The organism is Cupriavidus sp. C2SS-8b (genome assembly GCF_057073745.1).
The window spans coordinates 3424705-3446831 of the sequence record NZ_CP172716.1 but is presented as its reverse complement, the minus strand read 5'-3'; the positions used below and the strand labels follow the sequence as shown (position 1 = coordinate 3446831).

The 22127-nt window shown below is 66.9% G+C and carries 28 protein-coding genes and 1 tRNA gene; 21 read left to right on the top strand and 8 right to left on the bottom strand.

Features of this window, described 5'->3' with window-relative positions; translation table 11 throughout:
* Window positions 1-19: 19 nt before the first annotated feature.
* A complete protein-coding gene (locus ACIGJB_RS16075; protein ID WP_483730669.1) occupies window positions 20-1288 on the top strand; it encodes a M20/M25/M40 family metallo-hydrolase in 1269 nt (422 codons plus the stop codon).
* A gap of 16 nt (window positions 1289-1304) precedes the next feature.
* Here ACIGJB_RS16075 and ACIGJB_RS16070 read toward each other — a convergent pair whose 3' ends face one another.
* Together ACIGJB_RS16070 and ACIGJB_RS16065 are read right to left on the bottom strand one after the other, a co-directional pair.
* Window positions 1305-1460, bottom strand: coding sequence for a hypothetical protein (locus ACIGJB_RS16070; RefSeq protein ID WP_483730668.1), 156 nt, complete (start codon window positions 1458-1460; stop codon window positions 1305-1307).
* Between the two features lie 37 nt (window positions 1461-1497).
* Entirely contained in the window at window positions 1498-2082 is a 585-nt protein-coding gene (locus ACIGJB_RS16065; protein ID WP_483732354.1) for an N-acetyltransferase family protein, read from the bottom strand.
* A gap of 141 nt (window positions 2083-2223) precedes the next feature.
* Between ACIGJB_RS16065 and arsC the strand changes: the two genes are divergently transcribed.
* The gene (gene arsC, locus ACIGJB_RS16060; protein ID WP_483730667.1) at window positions 2224-2583 is read left to right on the top strand and encodes an arsenate reductase (glutaredoxin); all 360 of its coding nucleotides are present in this window, start codon (window positions 2224-2226) and stop codon (window positions 2581-2583) included.
* Between the two features lie 95 nt (window positions 2584-2678).
* Here arsC and ACIGJB_RS16055 read toward each other — a convergent pair whose 3' ends face one another.
* The 3 genes from ACIGJB_RS16055 to ACIGJB_RS16045 all read right to left on the bottom strand — a co-directional run bounded on the left by ACIGJB_RS16055 (window position 2679) and on the right by ACIGJB_RS16045 (window position 4422).
* The gene (locus ACIGJB_RS16055; RefSeq protein ID WP_483730666.1) at window positions 2679-2906 is read right to left on the bottom strand and encodes a hypothetical protein; all 228 of its coding nucleotides are present in this window, start codon (window positions 2904-2906) and stop codon (window positions 2679-2681) included.
* A 186-nt stretch (window positions 2907-3092) separates the two neighbouring features.
* On the bottom strand, window positions 3093-3740 hold the full coding sequence (locus ACIGJB_RS16050) for an exonuclease (RefSeq protein WP_483730665.1): 648 nt from the start codon (window positions 3738-3740) through the stop codon (window positions 3093-3095).
* 31 nt (window positions 3741-3771) lie between these two features.
* Window positions 3772-4422 carry an MBL fold metallo-hydrolase gene (locus ACIGJB_RS16045; RefSeq protein ID WP_483730664.1) on the bottom strand — a complete coding sequence of 217 codons (651 nt, stop codon included), beginning with the start codon at window positions 4420-4422 and terminating at the stop codon, window positions 3772-3774.
* A gap of 259 nt (window positions 4423-4681) precedes the next feature.
* Here ACIGJB_RS16045 and ACIGJB_RS16040 point away from each other — a divergent pair, with 259 nt between their 5' ends.
* Window positions 4682-5428, top strand: a complete 747-nt coding sequence (locus ACIGJB_RS16040) for a septal ring lytic transglycosylase RlpA family protein (protein WP_483730663.1) — start codon at window positions 4682-4684, stop codon at window positions 5426-5428.
* Between the two features lie 92 nt (window positions 5429-5520).
* Here the strand turns inward: ACIGJB_RS16040 and rsmI are convergent, their stop codons facing one another.
* Window positions 5521-6417 (bottom strand): 16S rRNA (cytidine(1402)-2'-O)-methyltransferase, encoded by an 897-nt coding sequence (rsmI, locus tag ACIGJB_RS16035; protein WP_483730662.1) that lies wholly within the window; start codon window positions 6415-6417, stop codon window positions 5521-5523.
* 11 nt (window positions 6418-6428) lie between these two features.
* Here rsmI and ACIGJB_RS16030 point away from each other — a divergent pair, with 11 nt between their 5' ends.
* The 18 genes from ACIGJB_RS16030 to ACIGJB_RS15945 all read left to right on the top strand — a co-directional run bounded on the left by ACIGJB_RS16030 (window position 6429) and on the right by ACIGJB_RS15945 (window position 20054).
* Window positions 6429-6812 carry a YraN family protein gene (locus ACIGJB_RS16030; protein WP_483730661.1) on the top strand — a complete coding sequence of 128 codons (384 nt, stop codon included), beginning with the start codon at window positions 6429-6431 and terminating at the stop codon, window positions 6810-6812.
* 96 nt (window positions 6813-6908) lie between these two features.
* The gene (locus ACIGJB_RS16025; protein ID WP_483730660.1) at window positions 6909-7496 is read left to right on the top strand and encodes a phosphoheptose isomerase; all 588 of its coding nucleotides are present in this window, start codon (window positions 6909-6911) and stop codon (window positions 7494-7496) included.
* A gap of 31 nt (window positions 7497-7527) precedes the next feature.
* On the top strand, window positions 7528-8346 hold the full coding sequence (locus ACIGJB_RS16020; protein WP_483730659.1) for a BON domain-containing protein: 819 nt from the start codon (window positions 7528-7530) through the stop codon (window positions 8344-8346).
* Between the two features lie 123 nt (window positions 8347-8469).
* The gene (locus ACIGJB_RS16015; protein ID WP_483730658.1) at window positions 8470-8796 is read left to right on the top strand and encodes a c-type cytochrome; all 327 of its coding nucleotides are present in this window, start codon (window positions 8470-8472) and stop codon (window positions 8794-8796) included.
* 11 nt (window positions 8797-8807) lie between these two features.
* Window positions 8808-10067 carry an FCSD flavin-binding domain-containing protein gene (locus ACIGJB_RS16010; protein WP_483730657.1) on the top strand — a complete coding sequence of 420 codons (1260 nt, stop codon included), beginning with the start codon at window positions 8808-8810 and terminating at the stop codon, window positions 10065-10067.
* Between the two features lie 87 nt (window positions 10068-10154).
* Window positions 10155-11054, top strand: coding sequence for an EamA family transporter (locus tag ACIGJB_RS16005; protein ID WP_483730656.1), 900 nt, complete (start codon window positions 10155-10157; stop codon window positions 11052-11054).
* Window positions 11055-11129: 75 nt separating this feature from the next.
* Window positions 11130-11546, top strand: coding sequence for an ArsR/SmtB family transcription factor (locus tag ACIGJB_RS16000; protein ID WP_483730655.1), 417 nt, complete (start codon window positions 11130-11132; stop codon window positions 11544-11546).
* Window positions 11547-11615: 69 nt separating this feature from the next.
* Window positions 11616-12965 (top strand): sulfite dehydrogenase, encoded by a 1350-nt coding sequence (gene soxC / locus ACIGJB_RS15995; protein ID WP_483730654.1) that lies wholly within the window; start codon window positions 11616-11618, stop codon window positions 12963-12965.
* A complete protein-coding gene (locus ACIGJB_RS15990; protein WP_483730653.1) occupies window positions 12949-13989 on the top strand; it encodes a c-type cytochrome in 1041 nt (346 codons plus the stop codon). Before soxC ends, ACIGJB_RS15990 begins: the two co-directional genes overlap by 17 nt.
* Before the next feature lie 117 nt (window positions 13990-14106).
* Window positions 14107-14433 (top strand): c-type cytochrome, encoded by a 327-nt coding sequence (locus ACIGJB_RS15985; protein ID WP_483730652.1) that lies wholly within the window; start codon window positions 14107-14109, stop codon window positions 14431-14433.
* Window positions 14434-14600: 167 nt separating this feature from the next.
* Window positions 14601-15056, top strand: coding sequence for a thiosulfate oxidation carrier protein SoxY (soxY, locus tag ACIGJB_RS15980; protein ID WP_011299383.1), 456 nt, complete (start codon window positions 14601-14603; stop codon window positions 15054-15056).
* A 46-nt stretch (window positions 15057-15102) separates the two neighbouring features.
* The gene (soxZ, locus tag ACIGJB_RS15975; RefSeq protein ID WP_483730651.1) at window positions 15103-15414 is read left to right on the top strand and encodes a thiosulfate oxidation carrier complex protein SoxZ; all 312 of its coding nucleotides are present in this window, start codon (window positions 15103-15105) and stop codon (window positions 15412-15414) included.
* Window positions 15415-15504: 90 nt separating this feature from the next.
* The gene (locus ACIGJB_RS15970) at window positions 15505-15954 is read left to right on the top strand and encodes a DsrE family protein (protein ID WP_483730650.1); all 450 of its coding nucleotides are present in this window, start codon (window positions 15505-15507) and stop codon (window positions 15952-15954) included.
* Between the two features lie 76 nt (window positions 15955-16030).
* A complete protein-coding gene (gene soxA / locus ACIGJB_RS15965) occupies window positions 16031-16858 on the top strand; it encodes a sulfur oxidation c-type cytochrome SoxA (protein WP_483730649.1) in 828 nt (275 codons plus the stop codon).
* Window positions 16859-16876: 18 nt separating this feature from the next.
* Window positions 16877-17551, top strand: a complete 675-nt coding sequence (gene soxX / locus ACIGJB_RS15960; RefSeq protein ID WP_483730648.1) for a sulfur oxidation c-type cytochrome SoxX — start codon at window positions 16877-16879, stop codon at window positions 17549-17551.
* A gap of 10 nt (window positions 17552-17561) precedes the next feature.
* A complete protein-coding gene (locus tag ACIGJB_RS15955) occupies window positions 17562-18059 on the top strand; it encodes a TlpA family protein disulfide reductase (RefSeq protein WP_483730647.1) in 498 nt (165 codons plus the stop codon).
* 124 nt (window positions 18060-18183) lie between these two features.
* Entirely contained in the window at window positions 18184-19905 is a 1722-nt protein-coding gene (gene soxB / locus ACIGJB_RS15950; RefSeq protein WP_483730646.1) for a thiosulfohydrolase SoxB, read from the top strand.
* A gap of 73 nt (window positions 19906-19978) precedes the next feature.
* Window positions 19979-20054: transfer RNA gene (locus tag ACIGJB_RS15945), tRNA-Ala, on the top strand.
* Between the two features lie 75 nt (window positions 20055-20129).
* Here ACIGJB_RS15945 and ACIGJB_RS15940 read toward each other — a convergent pair.
* A complete protein-coding gene (locus ACIGJB_RS15940) occupies window positions 20130-20381 on the bottom strand; it encodes a hypothetical protein (RefSeq protein ID WP_483730645.1) in 252 nt (83 codons plus the stop codon).
* Between the two features lie 121 nt (window positions 20382-20502).
* Window positions 20503-22038, bottom strand: coding sequence for a DHA2 family efflux MFS transporter permease subunit (locus tag ACIGJB_RS15935; RefSeq protein WP_483730644.1), 1536 nt, complete (start codon window positions 22036-22038; stop codon window positions 20503-20505).
* Window positions 22039-22127 lie beyond the last annotated feature (89 nt).

Below are 22127 nucleotides of genomic sequence, written 5' to 3'. Positions count from 1 at the left end.
CAACCCCTGAGAACAAGACATGACCGCACGAGACAATATGAATCCGACCGAAACCGCGCTGACGACGTTCATCGACCAGCACCGCCCGCAGCAGGAAGCCTTCCTGGCCGAGCTGGTCAAGGTGCCCTCCGATAACCCGCCGGGCGACTGCGACGCCCATGGCAAGCGCGCCAAGGAACTGCTCGAAGGCCTCGGCTTCACCGTCGAAGCGCACAAGGTGCCTGACGAGCAGGTCAAGGCCGCCGGCATGATCAGCGCCACCAACCTGATCGTGCGCAAGCAGTTCGGCACGGGCGGCCCGGTCATCGCCATGAACGCCCACGGCGACGTGGTGCCTCCGGGCCTGGGCTGGACCAAGGACCCGTACGGCGGCGAGATTGCCGACAGCGAGCATGGCCCGGTCATGTACGGCCGCGGCGTGGCCGTGTCCAAGTCGGACTTCGCCACCTACACCTACGCCGTGCTGGCGCTGATGGAAGCCGAGAAGCAGGGCGCCGAGATCAACGGCGCGGTCGAGCTGCAGTTCACCTATGACGAGGAAACCGGCGGTGACATCGGTCCCAAGTTCCTGCTCGACAACAACCTGAGCAAGGCCGACTACGCGATCTCGGCCGGTTTCTCGTACGGCATCACGTCGTCGCACAACGGCTGCCTGCACGTCGAAGTGACGGTCAGGGGCAAGCAGGGCCACGCCGCCATGCCGCACACCGGCGTGGACGCGATCGAAGCCGCCACGCATATCCTGCAAGCCATCTACGGCCTGCGCGCCGAGCTGGCCACGCGCAAGTCGAAGGTGCCGGGCATCGACACCGCCACGCTGAACGTCGGCCTGATCAAGGGCGGCATCAACACCAACGTGGTGCCGGACCTGGTGACGTTCCGCGTCGACCGCCGCATGATCCCCGAGGAAATCGGCTTCGACGCCGAAGGCGAGATCCGTGCCGTGGTGGAAAAGGCCGCCAAGGACCGTCCGGGCATCGAAGTGAAGGTCGAGCGCATCATCCTGGCCGAGCCGCTGTCGGAACTGCCGGGCGTGGAAAAGCTGATCGGCGCGCTCAAGGGCCGTGCCGAGTCCGTGTTCGGCGTGGACATCCCGGTGCAGGGCGTGCCGCTGTACACCGACGCGCGCCACTACACCAAGCGCGGCATCCCGACCGTGCTGTACGGCGCCGGCCCGCGCACGCTGATGGAAGCGCGCGGCCACAACTCGGACGAGAATCTGCGCCTCAATGACCTGAACCGCGCGACCAAGGTGGTGGCGCTGGCGCTGTCGGACCTGATGAAGTAAGTCAAAGCCGCTTCACCTATGAAAACAGCCCGCAGCGATGCGGGCTGTTTTCATTTGTGCCGCGCGACGCAATTCGATCGGTATCCGGATGAATAATGTCACCCAACTTATTGCCTTCATAATTCATTCGGTCGATGGAATCATAGCCATTGCAGCAATGGGTACGCGCCATGAGGGATCGCCGTGCACCAAACTGGCCTCCGGCCTTGCTAACGGGCTGATTCTGGCAAACTACCGCGCCCGATCCCAAGCTCTCGCTGCATCAGCACCGTATCGATCCACTGCCCATGCTTGAAGCCGACCGCCTCCAGCCGGCCGACGGTGCGGAACCCCAGCCGTTCGTGGACAGCGAGCGATCCCGCGCCTTCCCCGTTGGACGTGCAGGCAACGACGGCGATCATCTGCCGCCAAGGCCCGGTCTCGCAGCGCGCGATCAGCGCTTCCAGCAGCGTCCGCCCCAGGCCCTCGCCGACACAACGGTGGTCGATGTAGATCGAATCCTCGATGGCGAAGCGGTATGCGCTGCGCGCACGGTACGAAGACGCGTAGGCGTAGCCGAGCACCTCTCCATCGCGTTCCGCGACCAGGTAGGGCAGGCCCTTGCGCAGGACTTCGGCCATGCGCAGCTGCATGTCGTCGGCGTCCGGCGGCGTTTCCTCGAACGAAGCCCGGCCATGCAGCACATGATGGGCGTAGATGGCCTGGATAGCCGGGACGTCGGCCCGACCGGCGTCGCGCAGGGTGAAGGGCTTGCGTAGCGGGCCCGTGGTGGCCGGCATGGCTGGATTCGTCATGATGGAAGGGCGCACGCCGCGCTCCGCGGAAGGTAGATGTGCAGGGAACCAGCACAATGCATGCCGGAGCACGCAAGCAAACTTGCACTACGCTGGTGCACGTATATAGTGCGTCATTATTCGACAAGAAGGACACCTGCCATGATCACGATCTATCACAACCCCCGCTGCTCGAAATCGCGCGAAACGCTGGTCATGGTCGAAGCCGCCGCCGAACGCCTGGGCGAACCGCTGGAGATCGTGGAGTACCTGAAGGCGCCGCCCTCCCTGACGACGCTGCGCCAGCTCCAGACCATGCTGGGCGTGTCCGCGCGCGAGATGATGCGTGACAACGAGGCGCCTTATGCGGAACTGGACCTGGCGGACCCAGGCCTGACCGAGGCGGAACTGCTGGCCGCGGTGGCTGACAATCCTGTCCTGCTGCAGCGGCCCGTGGTGGTACGGAATCGCCGGGCCGTGATCGGCAGGCCACCTGAGAACGTGGTGTCGTTGCTGGCCTGAGGGTTTGAGAGCTTCGTAGCCCTCAAATAAAACCGGCCTTCACGAACGTGAAGGCCGGCCCGGTCAGTCAAGCGAAAACGCTTCAGGCGAGTCGTCTAATAAACACCCAGCCAGTGCGCGGCTTCCTGACCGAAAGAGATGGCGGCCATCACCACAAGCAGCACGACCAGCACGACCGTGCTGACGTACAGGGTGGCCCTGGCGACTTCGGCGTCCTCGTCCAGGCTGTGGTGGTGCTGGATCTGCGTCTCATGGCGCGCCGGATGCGGCCAATGGATCCGGCCGGCCAGTTCCCTGAAGTGCAGGTCGGTTGGAATACGCATGATCAACTCCTCCTCGACGGGAGCCGCGCAGGCCGGGTGACAGGATCAGGTTGGCAGATGGCGTTGATTGCGCTGGGTCCGCGCATCGCAAGTCGTCTGGTTTCACCCGGTGTCGCCACCTGCATCTTTACTATAGGCGGGCTGGGCGCAGATGCCAGTCCGCGCACATGCACCGTCGCCCGTGACCTATGGGGCGAGCGGCGGAGGTGAGGGTTCGCTTGCTTCAGAAGCCGCGCCAGCGGCCAATCTGGCTTCTCGCGCACGGACTTCAGCGAGCATGTTGCAGAACAAGGCGCCTTGCTCGAGCGCGTCGTCCAGCGCCACGTGGGTATGGGGCAGCGGGTCCTTCCAGGCGTCCGGGAAGGCCGGCTTGATGGTCTTGCGGTACGGCAGCCCGGTCAGCGCGAAGCCCAGCGTCTTGACGTCGAGCGCGGCCCAGCCGAACGGCGAACGGCCCGCGAAGCGCATCATGTACCAGAACATCCACGTGAAATCGAAGCCGGCCGGGAAGGCCACGAAGACCGGCTTGCCGGGCAGGCTCTCGACCCATTCGACGTAGCGCACCATGGCTTGTTGGGGCGGTTGAAGGTCGCGCCGGCAGGCGGTCCAGGCTTCGGGCTGGGTCTCCCACCACTGCATCTGGACCGGATGGCCCACGGCGCCCGGCAGGGTTTCAAGATTCGCCGAGAACGTGCCCACCACGGTCTTGTCGGCCAGCATGGCGGCCGAGGCGAACGACAGCATCGAATGGGGGCCGGGAATCGGCCCGTCGGCCTCGATGTCGGTGCTGACGTAGATTTCCGGACGGGTATCGGGGGCTTGTCGTTTGGCCATGGCGCTTGCGCTTGCGGAGCTGGCCTGCCGCTCAGGCCGCGTCGATGAGGTGATCGGCGACGTACGGGTTGTTGCGGCGCTCTTCGCCGAACGTCGACACCGGGCCGTGGCCGGGGATGAAGGTCACGTCCTCGCCCAGCGGCCACAGCCGCGTGCGGATCGAGCGGACCAGGTCGGCATGGTTGCCGCGCGGAAAATCGGTGCGGCCGATCGAGCCGGCGAACAGCACGTCGCCCACCACCGCGAGCCGGTTCCCGCGCGAAAAGAACACCACGTGGCCGGGTGTGTGGCCGGGGCAGTGGTAGACCTCGAGCGTTTCGCCGCCGAACTGGACGGTATCGCCGTCCTGCAGCCAGCGATTGGGCTCGAACACCTCGGCCTGGCCAAAGCCGAAGCGGCGGGTCTGTTCCGGCAACTGTTCGATCCAGAAGCGTTCATCCTCCTGGGGGCCTTCAATCGGGATGCCGAGCTGGCGCGCCAGTGCCGCGGCACCGGCGCAGTGGTCCACGTGGCCATGCGTCAGGAAGATCTTTTCCAGCGTCACGCCCTGTTCCTTCACCGCCTCCAGGATGCGATCCAGGTCACCCCCAGGATCACACACGGCCGCCTTGCCGGTGTGCTCGTCGATCAGCAGCGAACAGTTTTGCTGGAAGGGCGTGACGGGGATCAGCAGGACTTTCATGAGTGTCTTTTCGTAGGCCGCGACGGGGCTCGGTCGCATGCGGCGGGTTGTGCCGGCATTGTAGCGCCGGCCGACATCGAACCTCGTTCATCGCATGAATGTGCTGATTGCGGTACTCGCCTCGCGCACCTCGCCATCGCCGCAATCCCTTGCCACACGGTGGATTCCGGGGAATTGAGGGGCCGTTCGTGCGAGATCGCACATAATTCGTAACAAAATCAATGGTATAGCTGCAGCGGTACGATGTTAGACTCCCGCGATGAATTGGATTCTGCCGATTTTCTCCGGCTGGCAGCGGCTGGCAAAACTGGGCACATGCACGGCATGCGCCGTAGTGCTGGCCGCCTGTGCAACGCCGCCTGAAGGTGGCGATTCTTCGAGCGCCGGCACTTCCGGCGCTGTGCCGACCAAGGCTGCCCGCACCCCGAAAACGGCCCAGGCCGACAAGCCGGATACCGGCAGCTGGAACCTGTTCGGTGTCGAGCAGGAAGACAGCAGCCTGAGCGGCCGGTCGCTGGACGGCCTGCGCGCTGACATGGGCTCGTTCGAGCAGCGCGGCATGGCATCCTGGTATGGCAAGGGCTTCCATGGCCGCAAGACCGCCAATGGCGAACGCTTCGACATGCGCGCGATGACCGCGGCCCATCCGTCGCTGCCGCTCGATAGCTGGGTGCTGGTGCGCAACCTGCGCAACAACAAGGTGGCCGTGCTGCGCATCAACGACCGCGGCCCGTACCACGGCAACCGCGTGCTGGACGTGTCCTACGGCGCCGCGCGCCGCCTGGGCTTTGTCGACCACGGCGCCACGCAGGTGGAGATCCGCCGCCTGTCGCGCACCGAAGTGGCCGCCCTGGGCCCGCAGTTCGACGCTGGCGGCAATGAAGCCGGCGACGGCGCCGGCGATGACGATGTCGCGGTGCCCGAACTGGCCAACTCGCTCGCGCCCGCCAAATCGCACAAGGCGTCCGCGAAGGGCCGGTCGACGGCCAAGCGCAAGCGCCACTGACACGGCGCGGGCCGAGCATGCCGCCGCGCGCGCCGGTCCTCCCTTTCGCCTGTCTCTGCCTTTCCCGCCTTCCCGGCTTTCCCCGCTTTTCCTCAGTCCCCGCCGCGCTGCGCCAGTGCCAGCTTGTAGAGCGCATCGGTATCCGCGCCAGTAATCGCGGCGGCCAGCTTGGCCGCGCGCTTCGCGGGCAGCTCCGCCAGCAGCAACGACAGGACGCGCTGCGCTTCGGCGTCGGGCGCGCCATCGTCCGCGGTTCCCGCCGCGCCTTCCACGACCAGAACGAATTCGCCCTTGGCGCGCGTGGCCTCGGCCGCCAGCCATGCGGGCGCCTCGCCGACGGTCATCACCGGGGTTTCCTCGAACAGCTTGGTCAGCTCGCGCCCGATCAGCAGCCGTCGGGTGTCCGGCAGGCCGGCGGCCAGCGCGGCCAGCGTTTCGGCAATGCGGTGCGGCGCTTCGTACAGCACCCAGGCATGGTCGAGCGCAGCGAGCGTGGCGATCGCCTCGGCACGCGCCTTGGCCTTGCTCGGCAGGAAGCCGACAAAGGTGAAACGGCCCGCGCCGGTATCGAGCATTTCGCCGGCAACCGACAGCGCCGCCACGGCGGCACTGGGGCCGGGCAGCGGCACCACGGGCAGGCCGGCGGCGCGCGCCGCCTCGACCAGCCGCGCGCCGGGATCGGAAATGCCCGGCGTACCCGCGTCCGATACATAGGCAATGCGCTCGCCTGCGGCCAGGCGCTGCACGATACGGCCGGCGGCCTCGCGTTCATTGTGTTCGTGCACGGCCACCAGCGGGCGCTGCAGGCCGACGCGCGACAGCAGCTGCCCGGTATTGCGCGTGTCTTCGCAGGCAATGGCATCGGCCAGGCCGAGCACATGCAGCGCGCGCAGCGACAGGTCCGCCACATTGCCGATCGGGGTCGCCACGACATACAGCGTGCCGGCCGGGTACGACTGGCCGGCCGCCAGCGAGATCCAGTCACTCATGAGAACTTCCGTTGATTCGAGCATTCAAAAGCACGACGCAGGCGCGCGGCGCGCTGGCCGAGGACCGCGCGCTTGCCCACCTGCAGCGGCACGGCTTGCAGCCCGTGGTGCGCAATTATCGCTGCAAAGGCGGCGAGATCGACCTGGTGATGCGCGCGCCGGACGACACGCTGGTGTTTGTCGAGGTGCGCCAGCGCAGCGCGGCCGCGTTTGGCGGCGCGGCGGCCAGCGTGACGCCGGCCAAGCAGCGGCGCCTGGTGCTGGCGGCGCTGCACTACCTGGGTACGCTGGCGCAGCAGCCGCCGTGCCGGTTCGACGTGGTGGCCCTGGCGCCGGGCCGGCTCGAGTGGCTGCCGCACGCCTTCGACCTGGATGCCGCGGGCGACCTTTACTGAGCGCGGCTGAGCGCGGCTGACGGGCCGCGCTGGTTCATAATGCGCGATATTGCGCGGCACGTGCCGCGACAGCAACAACAAGGCCCCCATCGAGCGATGAGCATCGAAAGCATTCAGCAGCAATTCCTGGACAGCGCCGACACCAAGCGCCAGGCCGCGGACGTGATGGCGCCGCACATCGACGCCGCCATCGAACGCATGGTCGGTGCGCTGACCAGCGGCAACAAGATCCTGGCCTGCGGCAATGGCGGTTCGGCCGCCGACGCCCAGCATTTCGCCGCCGAACTGGTCGGCCGCTTCGAACGCGAGCGGCCCGGCCTGGCGGCGATCGCGCTGACCACGGACAGCTCGATCCTGACAGCCATCGGCAACGACTATGACTTCAGCATGGTGTTCTCCAAGCAGGTCGAGGCGCTCGGCCAGCCCGGTGACATCCTGCTGGCGCTGTCCACGTCGGGCAACTCCGCCAATGTGATCGCCGCGATCGAAGCCGCGCGCCAGCGCGACATGGGCGTGATCGCGCTGACCGGCAAGGGCGGCGGCCAGATCGGCGCCATGCTCGACGAATTCGATATCCACCTGTGCGTGCCGAGCGAGCGAACGGCGCGCGTCCAGGAAGTTCACCTGCTCACCCTGCATTGCCTGTGCGATGGTATCGACGAGGCATTGCTCGGCGAAGCCTGACCCACTTACCCCAAGCTACAGCAAGGACAGCATGAAGAAACTGCCTTTCCAAGCCTCCCGGCTGACCCGCATCGCGCTCACCGCAGCCGTGCTCGCGGTCGGCACCACCCAGCTCGCCGGCTGCCTCCCGGTCATGGCCGGCGCCGTGGCCAGTGGCGTGACGGTTGCCACCGACCGCCGCCCGACTGCCACGCAAACTGTTGACCGCGGCCTGCAGATGGAGGCCGACAGTACGCTCAGCTCGCGCTACAACGGCCAGGCGCGCGTGAGCGTCACGGTATTCAACCGTAAGGTGCTGCTGACGGGCGAGGCCGCCAACGACAACGTGAAGCAGCAGGTCGACCAGTACGTGCGCGGCCTGCCCAATGCGCGCGTGGTGATCAACGAGCTCGAGATCGCGTCGTCGCCGTCGTTCATGACAACGAGCGAGGACACCTACCTGACCAGCAAGGTCAAGACCCAGCTGATGGCCGCCGAGGGCGTGCCATCCAACTCCATCAAGGTCACCACCGACAAGGGCGTGGTCTACCTGCTGGGCATCGTCACCACGCCCGAAGGCGACCGCGCCACCGAAGTGGCCCGCAACACCAGTGGTGTCACCAAGGTCGTCAAGGCGTTCGACTACGTGAACGAAGCCGAACGCGCGCGCCTGGACCAGGCCTCGACCTCGCAGAACCCGCAGCTGGATGGCACCGTCGGTACACCGGCGCCCGTGCAATCGGTGCCGGGCGTGGGTGGCCCCGTCAATGCGCCGGCCGGCTCCTCCACCGCCAATGGCGCTGTTGCAACGCCGGTGACGTCGCCGGTGGCTTCCCCGGTGGCGCTGCCGCCAGGCCGCAGCCTGCCCTGAGCAGGACCTTGCCGTCAGGCCGCAACGCCTGCCTGACATCATGCGGATTTCGTTCCGCCCGCCCGCGCGCAATGTGATACGGTAGCCACGCGCCGCCCGCCGGGCGGACCCCGGAGCGAGACCATGACCAGGATCCCCTTGCCCGCGGCGCTGGCCGCGCTGGCCTTGCCGATCGCGTGCGGCACCGCCTCCGCGGCCGACACGGATGCATCGGCGCTGCGCGCCCGCAACCACGCCGCGGCCTGCACCAGCTGCCATGGCCCGCAAGGGCGGCCGCCTGCGGGTAGCCCCATTCCGGCGCTGGCCGGGCGTGCCCAGTCCGAACTCGTCTCCCAGATGCAAGCGTTCAAGGCCGGCAAGCGCCCCGCGACCGTCATGCACCAGATTGCCAAGGGCTACAGCGACGACCAGATCACGGCGATTGCCGGCTGGTTTGCCGCTGTCAGGTAAGGGAGAACGCCATGCAACGACGCGACTTCCTCAAAGCGGCGGCCGGCGCCGCTGCACTGGGTACGCTGGGCGCGCACGCGGCAGCGCCGGCGAAAGTGGTGGTGATTGGCGGCGGGTACGGCGGCGCCACCGCGGCGCGTTATCTGCGCGAGTGGAGCGGCCACAAGATCGATGTCACGCTGGTAGAGCCCGATCCGGCCTTCGTCTCATGTCCGCTGTCCAATCTTGTGATCGGCGGCAGCCGGCGCATGGAGGACATCACCGTGTCCTATGACGCGCTGGTGCGCCGTCACGGCGTGAAGCTGGTTCGCGACCGCGCGCTGGCCATCGACGCCGGCAGGCGCACGGTACGCCTGGCCGGCGGCGCCACGCTGCCCTATGACCGCCTGGTGCTGTCGCCCGGCGTCGACATGCTCAGCGACGCCTTGCCCGGATTGCAGCAGCCCGGCGGCGACCAGATCCTGCATGCCTGGAAAGCGGGTCCGCAGACGCTGGCGCTGCGCCGCCAGCTCGAAGCCATGCCGGACGGCGGCACCTTTGCCATCAGCATTCCGCTGGCGCCTTACCGCTGCCCGCCGGGCCCCTACGAGCGGGCCTGCCAGGTGGCGCACTATTTCCGCCGGCACAAGCCGCGCAGCAAGGTGCTGATCCTCGATGCCAATCCGGACATCACCTCGAAGGCGGCGCTGTTCCGCCAGGTCTGGGGCACGCAGTACCAGGGCATGGTCGAGTACCGGCCGCAGTACAACGCCGTCGATGTCGACGCCGCCACGCGCACCCTCAAGTTCGACGTGCAGGATGACGAACGGGCCGACGTGCTCAACGTGCTGCCGCCGCAGCGGGCCGGCGCGATTGCCGTGTCGGCCGGACTGGCCACGGCCAATGGCCGCTGGTGCGAGGTGGATTTCCTGACCTTCGAATCGATCGCCGTGCCCAACATCCACGTCCTCGGCGACGCCATCCAGATCGCGCCGCTGATGCCTAAATCGGGGCACATGGCCAACCAGCATGGCAAGGTCGCGGCGGCGGCCATCGTCGCGCTGCTCTCGGGCGGCACGCCGGACGCCGAGCCGCTCTATAACAACACCTGCTACAGCTTCACGTCGGATCGCGAAGCGGTGCATGTGGCCAGCGTGCATCGCTACGATGCCGCGCAGAAGACGATGGTGACGGTGCCCGGATCGGGCGGACTGTCGGCGGCGCCCAATGTGCCGGAGGGCGATTTCGCGCTGGCGTGGGCGAAGGGGATCTGGGCGGATATGTTGGGGTAGCCGGCTTCGCAAGAACCGCAAGAACGTGCAATGCCCCCGCCCCGGGGGGCTGCTACGCTGGAGCTTTCCGATCCGCGCCCCGTCCCCATGCAAGCCAAAGACCGTCTCCTAGCCCTGGCCATCGTCTGCGTCTGGGGCGTCAATTTCGTTGTTATCAAGGTCGGACTGGCCGGTGTTCCGCCGATGCTGCTGGGCGCGCTGCGCTTCTGCCTGGTGGTGTTTCCGGCCATCTTCTTCATCCCGCGCCCGCGCGTGCCGCTGCGCATGTTGCTGGCCTATGGCATGACCATCAGCCTCGGGCAGTTCGCGTTCCTGTTCTATGCGATGGCAGTCGGCATGCCCGCCGGGCTGGCGTCGCTGGTGCTGCAGTCGCAGGTCTTCTTCACGGTGGGCATCGCCGCGCTGTGGCTCGGCGAGCCGGTGCGCTGGCATAACCTTGCCGGCATGCTGGTGGCCGCTTGCGGACTGGTGCTGATCGGTTCGGGCGCTGCAACGGGTACGGCCCCGGGGGGCATGAGCGTCGCCGGATTCCTGCTGACACTGTGCGGCGCGGCCTGCTGGGCAAGCGGCAATATCGTGAGCAAGACGATCGGTCCGGTCGACCTGCTGGGCCTGGTGGTGTGGGCGGCGCTGATCCCGATCGTGCCCTTTGCGCTGCTGTCGCTGTGGTTCGAGGGGCCGGCGCGCATCGCGGCAAGCCTCACCCATGTCTCCGGCGCGGCGATGTTCGCGGTGCTGTACCTGGCCTTCGCCGCGACCATCTTCGGCTACACCATGTGGGGCCGGCTGCTGACACGCTACCCGGCCAGCCAGGTGGCGCCGCTCACGCTGCTGGTGCCGGTGGTGGGGCTGCTGGCCGCGCACGGGCTGCTTGGCGAAGACTTGTCGCTGGCCCAATGGGCCGGCGCCGCCGTGGTGATGGCGGGGCTGCTGCTCAATGTCTTCGGCGGCCGGTTGTGGGTCGGCCGGCGCTTCGCACGCCGCTGAAGACGCGTGGGTTCTGGTGCCGCCGTGCCACAGGCGGCACAATCATGCTGTTCCGCATCAATGGGTAAACACTATATGCGCAATCACGCATATACGAATATATTGGAAGCCATGGAAGAGCTGGATCGCGTGTTCGAAAAGGTGTCGGGTTATTTCAGCCTGCTGGCGGAGCCTACGCGGCTGAAAATCCTGCACGCACTGTGCGACGGCGAGAAGCCGGTGAATACGGTGGTGGAGACGGTGGGTTCGTCGCAGACCAACGTGTCACGGCATCTCAACGCGATGTACCGCTCGGGCGTGCTGTCGCGCCGCAAGGAGGCGAACCTGGTGTACTACGCCATTGCGGACGAAAGCGTGGTGGAGCTGTGCCGCACGGTTTGCGTGCAGGTGGCCAGCCGGCTGGAGGACAATGCCCTGGCCTCCGGCGCGGTGGACCGCTTCATGGCCCAGCCTGAACCGCCACCCGCCCGGCGCCGCAAGGCCGCGCAGTAGCCTGGCTCTTCCTGCAGACCGCATCAGAACAGGCGCGCCGCCGTGGCGAGCGTGCCGGAGGAGACGGCATTGCAGGAACGGAATCCGCGCGGGCGCATCGTGCCAGCGCCCGAACACTTCGTCAGCCCCACGCTGCAGCAGGACATCGACCGGCACGGCCTGGACAGCCCGCGCCGGGACTTCCTGCGCAAGAGCTTCCTTGGCGCCGCCGCCGGCATCGCCGCGGCCGGACTGGGCCGGCGCGCGCTGGCCGCCGATGGTGATCCCGCCATCCTGGAGCCGCAGCCGTGGGCCACGACGCTGGGCCAGCCCGTGGCGGCGCGGCCGTACGGGCAGCCTTCGGTCCATGAGAAGAACCTTGTGCGGCGCGAGTCGCCGGGCCTGACGCGCGTCTCGGCGGCCTCGGTCGCCTTCGCGCCGCTGCAGGGGCTGTTCGGCATCATCACGCCCAGCGGCCTGCATTTCGAGCGGCACCATCAGGGCTGGCAAGACATCGATCCCGTCCGCCACCGCCTGATGATCAACGGACTGGTCAAGGCGCCGCGCGTCTATACGATGGACGACCTGATGCGCCTGCCGTCGGTGTCGCGCATGCATTTCATCGAGTGCGGCGCCAATACCGGCATGGAGTGGGGCAACGTGGCGGTGCCGACGGTGCAGTACACCCACGGCATGCTGTCGTGCTGCGAATTCACCGGCGTGCCGCTCAAGGTGCTGCTGGACGACGCCGGCGCGGACCTGCGCCGCGGCAAGTACCTGCTGGCCGAGGGCGGCGACGGCTCCGGCATGACGCGCACCATCCCGATGGAGCTGGCCGACGAGATCATCGTCGCCTGGGGCATGAACGGCGAGATGCTGCGCCCGGAGAACGGCTATCCGCTGCGGCTGGTGGTGCCGGGCGTGCAGGGTGTGTCATGGGTCAAGTGGCTGCGCCGGCTGGAGCTGGGCGATCAGCCCTGGAACGCCAAGGACGAGACCATCCACTACGTGGACATGATGCCGGACGGCAAGCTGCGCCAGTATTCCTCGATCCAGGAATGCAAGTCGGTCATCACCTCGCCGTCGGGCGGGCAGCAGATGGTCGGCAAGGGCTTCTACAACATCAGCGGGCTGGCATGGTCCGGGCGCGGGCGCGTGCGCCGCGTGGATGTCTCGACCGACGGCGGGCGCAACTGGCGCACGGCACGGCTGGAGACGCCGGTGCTTTCCAAGTGCCTGACGCGCTTCAATCTCGACTGGGACTGGGATGGCGGGCCGGCCATCCTGCAAAGCCGCGCGATCGACGAAACCGGCTACGTGCAACCGAAGATGGCGCAGCTGCGCGCGGTGCGCGGCACGCGCTCGATCTATCACAACAACGCTATCCAGAGCTGGCAGGTGGCCCGGAGCGGGGAGGTGTCCAATGTCCACGTGGGCTGACACGGCGCGCGCGCTGGCGCTGGCGGCCGGCTGCCTGGCCTCGACGGCCTGGGCCGGTACGGCAGACACGGCCGCGGCCCGCGCGGCACTGGGCCGAACCGCGACCGCGGCCGAGGTCGCGGCCTGGGATATCGACGTGCGCCCCGATTTCAAGGGGCTGCCCAAGGGCAGTGGCACGGTGGCCCAGGGTCAGAAGATCTGGGACGGCAAGTGCGCGTCGTGCCACGGCGATTTCGGCGAATCGAACGAAGTCTTCTCGCCGATCGTCGGCGGCACCACGGCCGAGGATATCCGCAACGGCCGCGTCGCCGCGATGACCGGCAACCAGCCATACCGAACCACGCTGATGAAAGTCAGCACGGTCAGCACGCTGTGGGACTACATCCATCGCGCCATGCCATGGAATGCGCCGCGCAGCCTGAACGCCGACGATGTCTATGCCGTCACAGCGTACCTGCTGAACCTGGGCGAGATCGTGCCGGCAGACTTCACGCTGTCGGACGCGAACATCGCCGAGGTTCAGCGCAAGATGCCGAACCGCAACGGCATGACCACGGACCACGGCATGTGGCCGGGGCGCGGAAAGCCTGATACGCACAACACGGCGTGCATGGAAAACTGCGAAGCGACGGTGAAGGTAGTCTCGGCCATGCCGGACTACGCGCGCGATTCGCACGGTGACCTGTCGCAGCAGCAGCGCGCCTTCGGGCCGACGCGCGGCGTGGCGGCGCTGGCTTCCGCGCAAGCCGTACCGGTTGCTGCGGCGCCAGTGGCGCCCGGGGCCAGACTGACCGGCCAGTACCAGTGCATGGCGTGCCATGCGCTCGACCGCAAAGTGGTGGGGCCGTCATTTTCGGAGATCGCCGGCAAATATCGCGGGCAGGGTGACGCCCATGCCGCGCTGGAGCGCAAGGTCAAGGCGGGCGGGCAGGGCGCGTGGGGCAGCGTGCCGATGCCGCCGCAGCCTCAGATTCCCGATTCGGACATCCGCGCCATGGTGGGGTGGATTCTTGAGGCAAAATAGCGGGCTGGCCGCTGGAGTGCCCCCAGGCGGCGGCCAGCGTGTGTTGCGCCGCAGCGCAGTCCGGTTGTGGCGTTGCCTTTGCCGTCCCCACGGCTATACAAAGCTTGGAGCTTAATAATGAAGCAGTTTGTCATCGCAGCGCTGATGCTTGGCGCCGCCGCATCGGCCCACGCGGTCGATGCCGCCAAGGCACAGGAGATTGCCAACAAGAACGCCTGCATGGGTTGCCACCAGGTCGACAAGAAGCTGGTTGGTCCCGCCTACAAGGACGTGGCCGCCAAGTACAAGGGCGACAAGAACGCCCTTGCGACGCTGACCAAGAAGGTCAAGACCGGTGGTTCGGGCGTGTGGGGTCCTGTGCCGATGCCCGCCAACACTGGCCTGAGCGACGCCGAGGCGAAGACCGTGGTGGAGTGGGTCCTGGCTGGCGCGCCGGCCAAGTAAGCACCGGCCCGCAAGGGCCAGCGCACCGATGCAACAGGCCGGCCGGCATCCGCCGCGCGGGCCTGGACACAGAGCACAGCGGCCGGCCAAGCACCGGCCGCATGCAGCAAGCACCGCCCTGGCGGTCGACCACGACTGGGAACGGAGTAGCCGGAGAGCAAAGCACAATGAATTCCAAACGAAGAGAAGTACTGCGGGTCACCGCTGTCCTGTCGCTGATGGCCGCAACGGGCCTGATCACCGAAGCGCAGGCAGCCGAGTGGAACAAGACCGCCTTTGACGGCAAGAGCGTGGCCGATGTCATCAAGGCCCTCGGCGGCAGTGGCACCGAAAAGAGCACCGCCATCACCTTCAACGCCCCGGATATCGCCGAAAACGGCGCCGTGGTGCCGGTGGCCGTGACCAGCACGATCCCGGATACCGAGCAGATCGCCATCCTGGTCGAGAAGAACCCGAACACGCTGGCCGCGGATTTCGTGATCCCGGCGGGCACCGAACCGTTCGTCTCCACGCGCGTGAAGATGGGCCAGACCTCCGTGGTGCATGCCGCGGTCAAGGCCGGCGGCAAGTGGTACGTGGCATCCAAGGAAATCAAGGTCACCTTGGGCGGCTGCGGCGGCTGAGCCCCGCGCCCCGCGACACCACGAACATCTGCAACAGGAGAGAACCATGGCAGACCCGATGCGCGTACGCGCCACCGAAAACGGCGGCGTGACAGACGTCAAGATTCTGATGAAGCACGACATGGAAACCGGCCAGCGCAAGGACAGCGCCGGCAAGACCATTCCGGCGTGGCATATCCAGACCGTGAGCGCCCAGTGCAAGGGCAAGGAAGTGTTCCGTGCCCAGTTCGGCCCGGCGGTGTCCAAGGACCCGTTCCTGAACTTCAAGTTCAAGGGCGGCGCCAAGGGCGACAAGGTCACCGTGACCTGGATCGACAACCGCGGCGACAAGCGCACCGACGAAGCGACGATCGCCTGATCAGCGACGAATCGTCGACGCAAAGGCGGCCCGGCGCGCGCGGCTGTCGTCTGCTATGGTTCTGGTCGGAAACTGACCTCGGGAACAATCATGCGGCGAGCATTCATTCGGGCATCGGCGGCACTGGCCGCCATCGGACTGGCGGCCAAGGCGGCGGCGCAGACGGCGCCGGCAGGCAAGGGCGGGCGCGTCAAGGTGGTGTACCAGCTTTCGGAAGGCATCGACCAGGCGGTGCGCGCGATGGGCAACCTGCGCAACCACCTGAACGGCGCGCCGGGGACCAAGATCGTCGTGGTCGCGTTCGGCTACGGCGTGGATTTCCTGGTGGAAGGCGCCAAGGATTCGCGCGGCAACACCTTTGACGGCCCGGTAGGCGCGCTGGCTTCGGCCGGTGTCGAATTCCGCGTCTGCCGCAATACGCTGAACGCACGCAAGATCTCCGAGTCGAGCCTGCTGATGGAATCGAAGATCGTACCGGCCGGCGTGGTGGAAATCGCCCGCCTGCAGTTTGACGAAGGCTACGCCTACATCAAGCCTTGAGGATGGCCCGGGCTCCGGAAGGCCCGGCAACAGAAGAATGACCCGGCGCACGAGCGGCCGGGAGGAGAAGCCCCCAATGACCAAGATCCGACGCCTTGCCACGGGCGCCGCGCTGGCCGCGGCCGGTGCGGCTGCGCTGACCCTGGCGGCCGCCGTGCACGCGCAGGGCAGCACCGCCGACGAAATCGCCAAGTACCGCCAGATGCTGGCCGAAGGCAATCCCGCCGAGTTGTGGGAAGCCGCCGGCGAAGAGCTGTGGAAAAAGCCCGCCGGCCCGAAGAACGTCTCGCTCGAACAGTGCGACCTGGGCAAGGGCCCGGGCGTGACCAAGGGCGCCTACGCCGAACTGCCGCGCTACTTCAAGGACACCGGCAAGGTCATGGACCTGGAGCAGCGCCTGGCTTATTGCCGCGTGACGCTGCAGGGCCTGACCCAGGAACAGGCGATGGCCAATCCGTTCTCGTCGTCGGGCAAGCCGTCGGACATCGAGCGCCTGGTCTCGTACCTGACCGCCGAATCGCGCGGCGTGAAGATGAACGTGCAGCTCAGCCACCCGGAAGAGCAGCGTACCTACGCGCTCGGCCAGAAGATGTTCTTCTACCGCGGCGGCGCCTATGACTTTGCCTGCGCCACCTGCCACGCGGTGGACGGCCAGCGCATCCGGCTGCAGGACCTGCCCAACCTGCTGAGCGAGAAAGGTGCGCAGGCGGCCTACACGACGTGGCCCGCCTACCGTGTCTCGCAGGGCGAGGTACGCACCATGCAGCACCGCCTGTACGACTGCCTGCGCCAGCAGCGCTTTCCCGAGCCGGCCTACGGCTCGGACGTGATCACCGCCCTCACCATGTTCCTGGCCAGGAACGCCAACGGCGGCACCTACGATGGCCCCGCCATGAAGCGCTGACCAGCACGGGAGACAGACATGCAACGATTCACCAAGCAATACGGCGTGTGGGCGGCCGCCGCACTGGCACTGGCCGCGAGCACCGGCGCGATCGCGCAGGACAGCGCCAAGGCCAAGCCGACGGCGAAGGCCAAGGTCGCCGCCGTCAGCAGCGCCGACATGAAGCACCTGATCGAAGGCTCGTTCACTTCGAAGGGGCCGGCCACGGTCGAGGGCGTGCTCAACCAGGACGCCATGCAGCAGGCCTGCAGCCAGTACCCGGACCGCTCCAAGGTGCCGGCGGCTACTGCAAAGAAGATTGAAGCGGGCGAGCTCAAGCAGGTGAAGTACCCTGCCGACGGCCAGTGGCTGGGCGACTGGAAGGAAGGCGAGAAGGTCGCGCAGAACGGCCGCGGCATGCAGTTCTCCGACAAGGTAGGCGGCACCAACGGCGGCAACTGCTATGCCTGCCACCAGATGACCAAGGCGGAGATCTCGTTCGGCAATATCGGCCCGTCGCTGTACCAATACGGCAAGCTGCGCGGCAATTCCGAGGACGTGGTCAAGTACACCTGGGGCAAGATCTGGGACTCCAGCGCGTATGCGGCCTGCTCCAACATGCCGCGCTTCGGCCACAAGGGCATCCTGACCGAAACGCAGATCCGCGACGTGATGGCGCTGCTGCTGGACCCGGCTTCGCCGGTCAACCAGTAAGGGCACGGGCATGCTGCGTGCTCGCACCGCCTTCATCGCGTGGCTGCTGGCCGTTGGCCTGATGGCAGGCGCCGGGAGCGCCGGCGCGCTGGAGGTCGGCGACACCGTGCGGCTGCCCGATGTGCAGACGCTCGATGGCCGCACCGTCAGCGCCGCATCGCTCGCCGGCAAGCCGCTGATCGTCGAGGTGTGGGCCTCGTGGTGCCCGTTCTGCGCCATGCAGAATCCGCGCCTGCAGAAACTCTACGAGCGCACGCGCGGCACGCCGCTGCAGGTGCTGACCGTCAGCATCGATAAGGATCCGCGCGAGGCCGCCGAGTACCTGCGCAAGCGCGGCTACACCTTCCCGGTCACGATGGATTCGCCGGCACTGCGCAGCGCCATCAGCCCGCGCAAGGGCCTGCCGGAGCTGTATGTGATCGACGCGCGCGGGCGCGTGGTGCAGAAGGAAGTGGGCGAGATGCTCGAAGACGAGGTCGCAGCGCTCGACCGTTACGCGAAGCCCTGAATCATTGCCTTGCCGCGTGCGCCGACGCCTGTCGCCACGCGGCCAATATGAAACCGATGCCGGAAGCGCCTTGCAGGCCTTGCAAGGTGCGCACCGGCACGCCGATTCGACAGGAAGAGACGACATGAACCGACGCGAGTTCCTGCAGGTGCTGGCCATTGCCGGCGCGGGTGGCATGAGCTTTCCCGCCAGCGCGGCCCAGGCGGCGAAGTCCGCCGAGGCCATGTACGACCTGCCGCGCTTTGGCAATGTCCACCTGCTGCATTTCACCGATTGCCATGCGCAGCTGCGGCCGGTGTACTTTCGCGAGCCCAACGTCAACCTTGGCATCGGCGCCTATGCCGGCAAGCCGCCGCACCTGGTCGGCGACGCGCTGCTGCGCCACTACGGCATCCGCCCCGGCACGCCGCAGGCGCATGCGTTCACCTACCTGGACTTCAACGAGGCCGCGCAGCGTTATGGCAAGGTCGGCGGGTTTGCGCACCTAGCCACGCTGGTCAAGCGCATGAAGGCCAGCCGGCCCGGAGCGCTGCTGCTCGATGGCGGCGACACCTGGCAGGGCTCCGCCACCGCGCTGTGGACCAAGGGCCAGGACATGGTCGACGCGGCGCTGGCGCTCGGCGTCAACGTCATGACGCCGCACTGGGAAATGACGCTCGGCGCCGACCGCGTCAAGGAAATCGTCGAAAAGGACTTCAAGGACAAGGTCTCGTTCCTGGCGCAGAACATCAAGACCAACGACTTCGGCGATCCGGTCTTCGATCCGTACGTGATACGCGACATCAACGGCGTGGCGGTGGCCATCATCGGCCAGGCATTCCCGTACACGCCGATCGCCAACCCGCGCTATTTCGTGCCGGACTGGACCTTCGGCATCCAGGAGGAGAACCTGCAGCAGGTCATCGACGATGCGCGCAGCAAGGGTGCGCAGGTGGTGGTACTGCTGTCGCACAACGGCATGGATGTCGACCTGAAGCTGGCCTCGCGCGTGCGCGGGCTCGACGCGATCCTGGGCGGCCACACGCATGACGGCATGCCGGCGCCGGTGCCGGTGAAGAATGCCGGCGGCACCACGCTGGTCACCAACGCGGGCTCCAACGGCAAGTTCCTGGGCGTGCTGGACTTCGACGTGAAAAACGGCAAGGTGACGGATTTCCGCTATCGCCTGCTACCGGTGTTCGCCAACTACCTGCCGGCGGATCCGGCCATGGACGCGCTGATCAAGAAGGTCCGCGCCCCGTACGAACAGAAGCTCGGCGAAGTGCTGGCCGTGAACCGCGGCCTGCTGTACCGGCGCGGCAATTTCAACGGCACGTTCGACCAGCTGATTCTCGACGGCCTGATGGAAGTGCAGGGCGCGCAGATCGCGTTTTCTCCGGGCTTCCGCTGGGGCACTACCTTGCTGCCGGGCGAGGCCATCACCATGGAACACCTAATGGACCAGACTGCCATCACCTATCCGTACACCACGGTGACGGACATGAGCGGCGAGACCATCAAGACCATCCTGGAAGACGTGGCCGACAACCTGTTCAACCCGGACCCGTACTACCAGCAGGGCGGCGACATGGTGCGCGTGGGCGGGCTGCAATACACCATCGATCCGAACGCCGGCATGGGCAAGCGCATCAGCGACATGCGCCTGAACGGCCAGCCATTGGATGCCGGCAAGACCTACAAGGTGGCCGGCTGGGCGCCGGTGGCCGAAGAGGCGCGCCAGACGGGCGGCGCGCCGATCTGGGACGTCATGGCCCAGTGGCTGCGGGCCAGCAAGGAAGTCAGCGCCCGCCCGCTGAACCAGCCGCGCGTGGTCGGCATGGACCGGAATCCGGGCATGGCGGCGTGATGTTGTGCGGGATCGTCACCCGGCGGGTACCGATTGAAGCGTCAAACGGAAGTAGGCTACAATCATCCGCGTCGGGCCGATAGCTCAGCTGGGAGAGCGCTGCGTTCGCAATGCAGAGGTCGGGAGTTCGATCCTCCTTCGGTCCACCAGATACAAAGCACAAAGGGCTCGGAATTCGTTCCGAGCCCTTTTGCTTTTTGTCTTCCGCGTTTCTTCGCCGTGTCTCACGCCACCCGCGGCCCCCGCTTAACCTTCAGCGCCGAAGGCCGTACCTGTTGCAGCGCCCGCAATGACTGCAGCGCATCCTCCACCGCCTCGATCCCGTCCCGCAGCCGTGCCGTGGCATAGCCGAGCCGGCTCTGCATATCCGGGTCCGGCGCGGACAAATGCTCGAGCGCATCGACCTCCGCCTGCATCTGGCCGATCAGGCGGCGCAATTGTGATGTGCTATGCGAAGCAAGCGACCGGATTGCCATGCGAACTCCTTGGACGTCGACATCGGGGACGCAAGTTGTACGGTAGTACGTCACAGCAGGATCGCCAGCGCTGTTACGTCTCCATACACCTGTCTCGTCTCTTGCAGGCGACGGCCGCCGCTCAGTCCATCGCTGCGTGCGCCATGTCGGCCGGAACCTGCCGGGCGGGGCGAACCAGAAGGATCAGCGGTACGACCAGCAGCGTGGCGATGAACATCAGCTTGAAATCGTTGAGGTAGGCGATCATCGACGCCTGCTGGTTGATGGCATGGTTCAGCGCCAGCAGGTCGGTGCGCGAGCCGTTCGCCACCATCGACTGCAGGTTCGGGTTGAAGACGCTGACATGCGCGGCCAGGTCGGCGTGCGCGACCTGCGTGTTGCGCGTCATCAGCGACTGGATGACCGAGATGCCGATGCTGCTGCCGATATTTCTCACCAGGCTGTAGGTGGCGGTGCCATCGGCACGCAGATCCGGCCGCAACGTGGAAAATGTCAGCGCGCTGAGCGGCACGAATACCAGCCCAAGCCCGAAACCCTGGATCACGCCGGGCCAGACGATATCGGACATCGACAGCACAATGGTGTAGTGCATCATCTGCCACAGCGCGAACGCGGAAATCAGGAACCCCGACAAGAGCAGAAGCCGCGCGTCGATGCGCCGCAGCAGGCGGCCCGCTAGCAGCATCGCCACCATGGTGCCGGCGCCGCTGGGCGCGGTGACCAGGCCGGTGGTGGCCACGGGATACTGCATCAGCCCCTGCAGCATCGGTGGCAGCAGCGCGCGCGTCGCGTACATGACCGCGCCGATGACGAAGATGAAGCAGGTGCCGGTGGCGAAGTTGCGGTCCTTCAGCAGTTCATAGCGGAAGAAGGACTTCGAACCGGCGGTGGCCGTGTGCACGACGAAGTAGGCGAAGCTGATGAGCGCCAGCATCGCCTCGATGCGGATTTCGAGCGAGCTGAACCAGTCGAGCTGCTCGCCGCGGTCCAGCATGGCCTGCAACGCGCCGATGGCCAGACTCAGCGTGGCAAAGCCGAACGCGTCGAACCGGACTTCGCGGCGCGGCGGCCGGTCGGGCAGGAAGGTCATAACGCCGAACATCGCGAACGCGCCGATCGGCACGTTGATGAAAAACACCCAGCGCCAGTTGTAGCTGTCGGTCAGCCAGCCGCCCAGCGTCGGGCCGAGGATCGGGCCGACCATCACGCCCATGCCCCAGACCGCCATGGCCTGGCCTTGCCGCGAGGGCGGGTTGATGTCGAGCAGGATGGACTGCGACAGCGGCACCAGCGACGCCCCGAAGACCCCCTGCAGCAGGCGCGCTGCCACGATCTGAGGCAGCGTGTCGGCCAGTCCGCAAAAAGCCGAGGCCACGGTGAAGCCGCCGATGGCGACCAGCAGCAGCTTTTTCACGCCCAGGCGGTCGGACAGCCACCCGGTCAGCGGCGTGGCGATGGCTGCCGCCACGATGTACGAGGTCAGCACCCACGTGATTTCGTCCTGCGATGCCGACAACGCGCCCTGCATATGGGGCAGCGCGACGTTGGCGATGGTGCTGTCCAGCGTCTGGATCAGCGTGGCCAGCATGATCGATACCGTGATCATCGGCCGGTTCAGCGGCGTGTCGGCGCCGGCCTGCCGGGCAATGGAAGACATGGGAGACGGTGGGGGCTGTTCGATTGATAAGCGTGCTTATTATATGGCCGGCCAGGCCTTGTGCGCTGGCTCCGCGCGGGCCGTGTGCC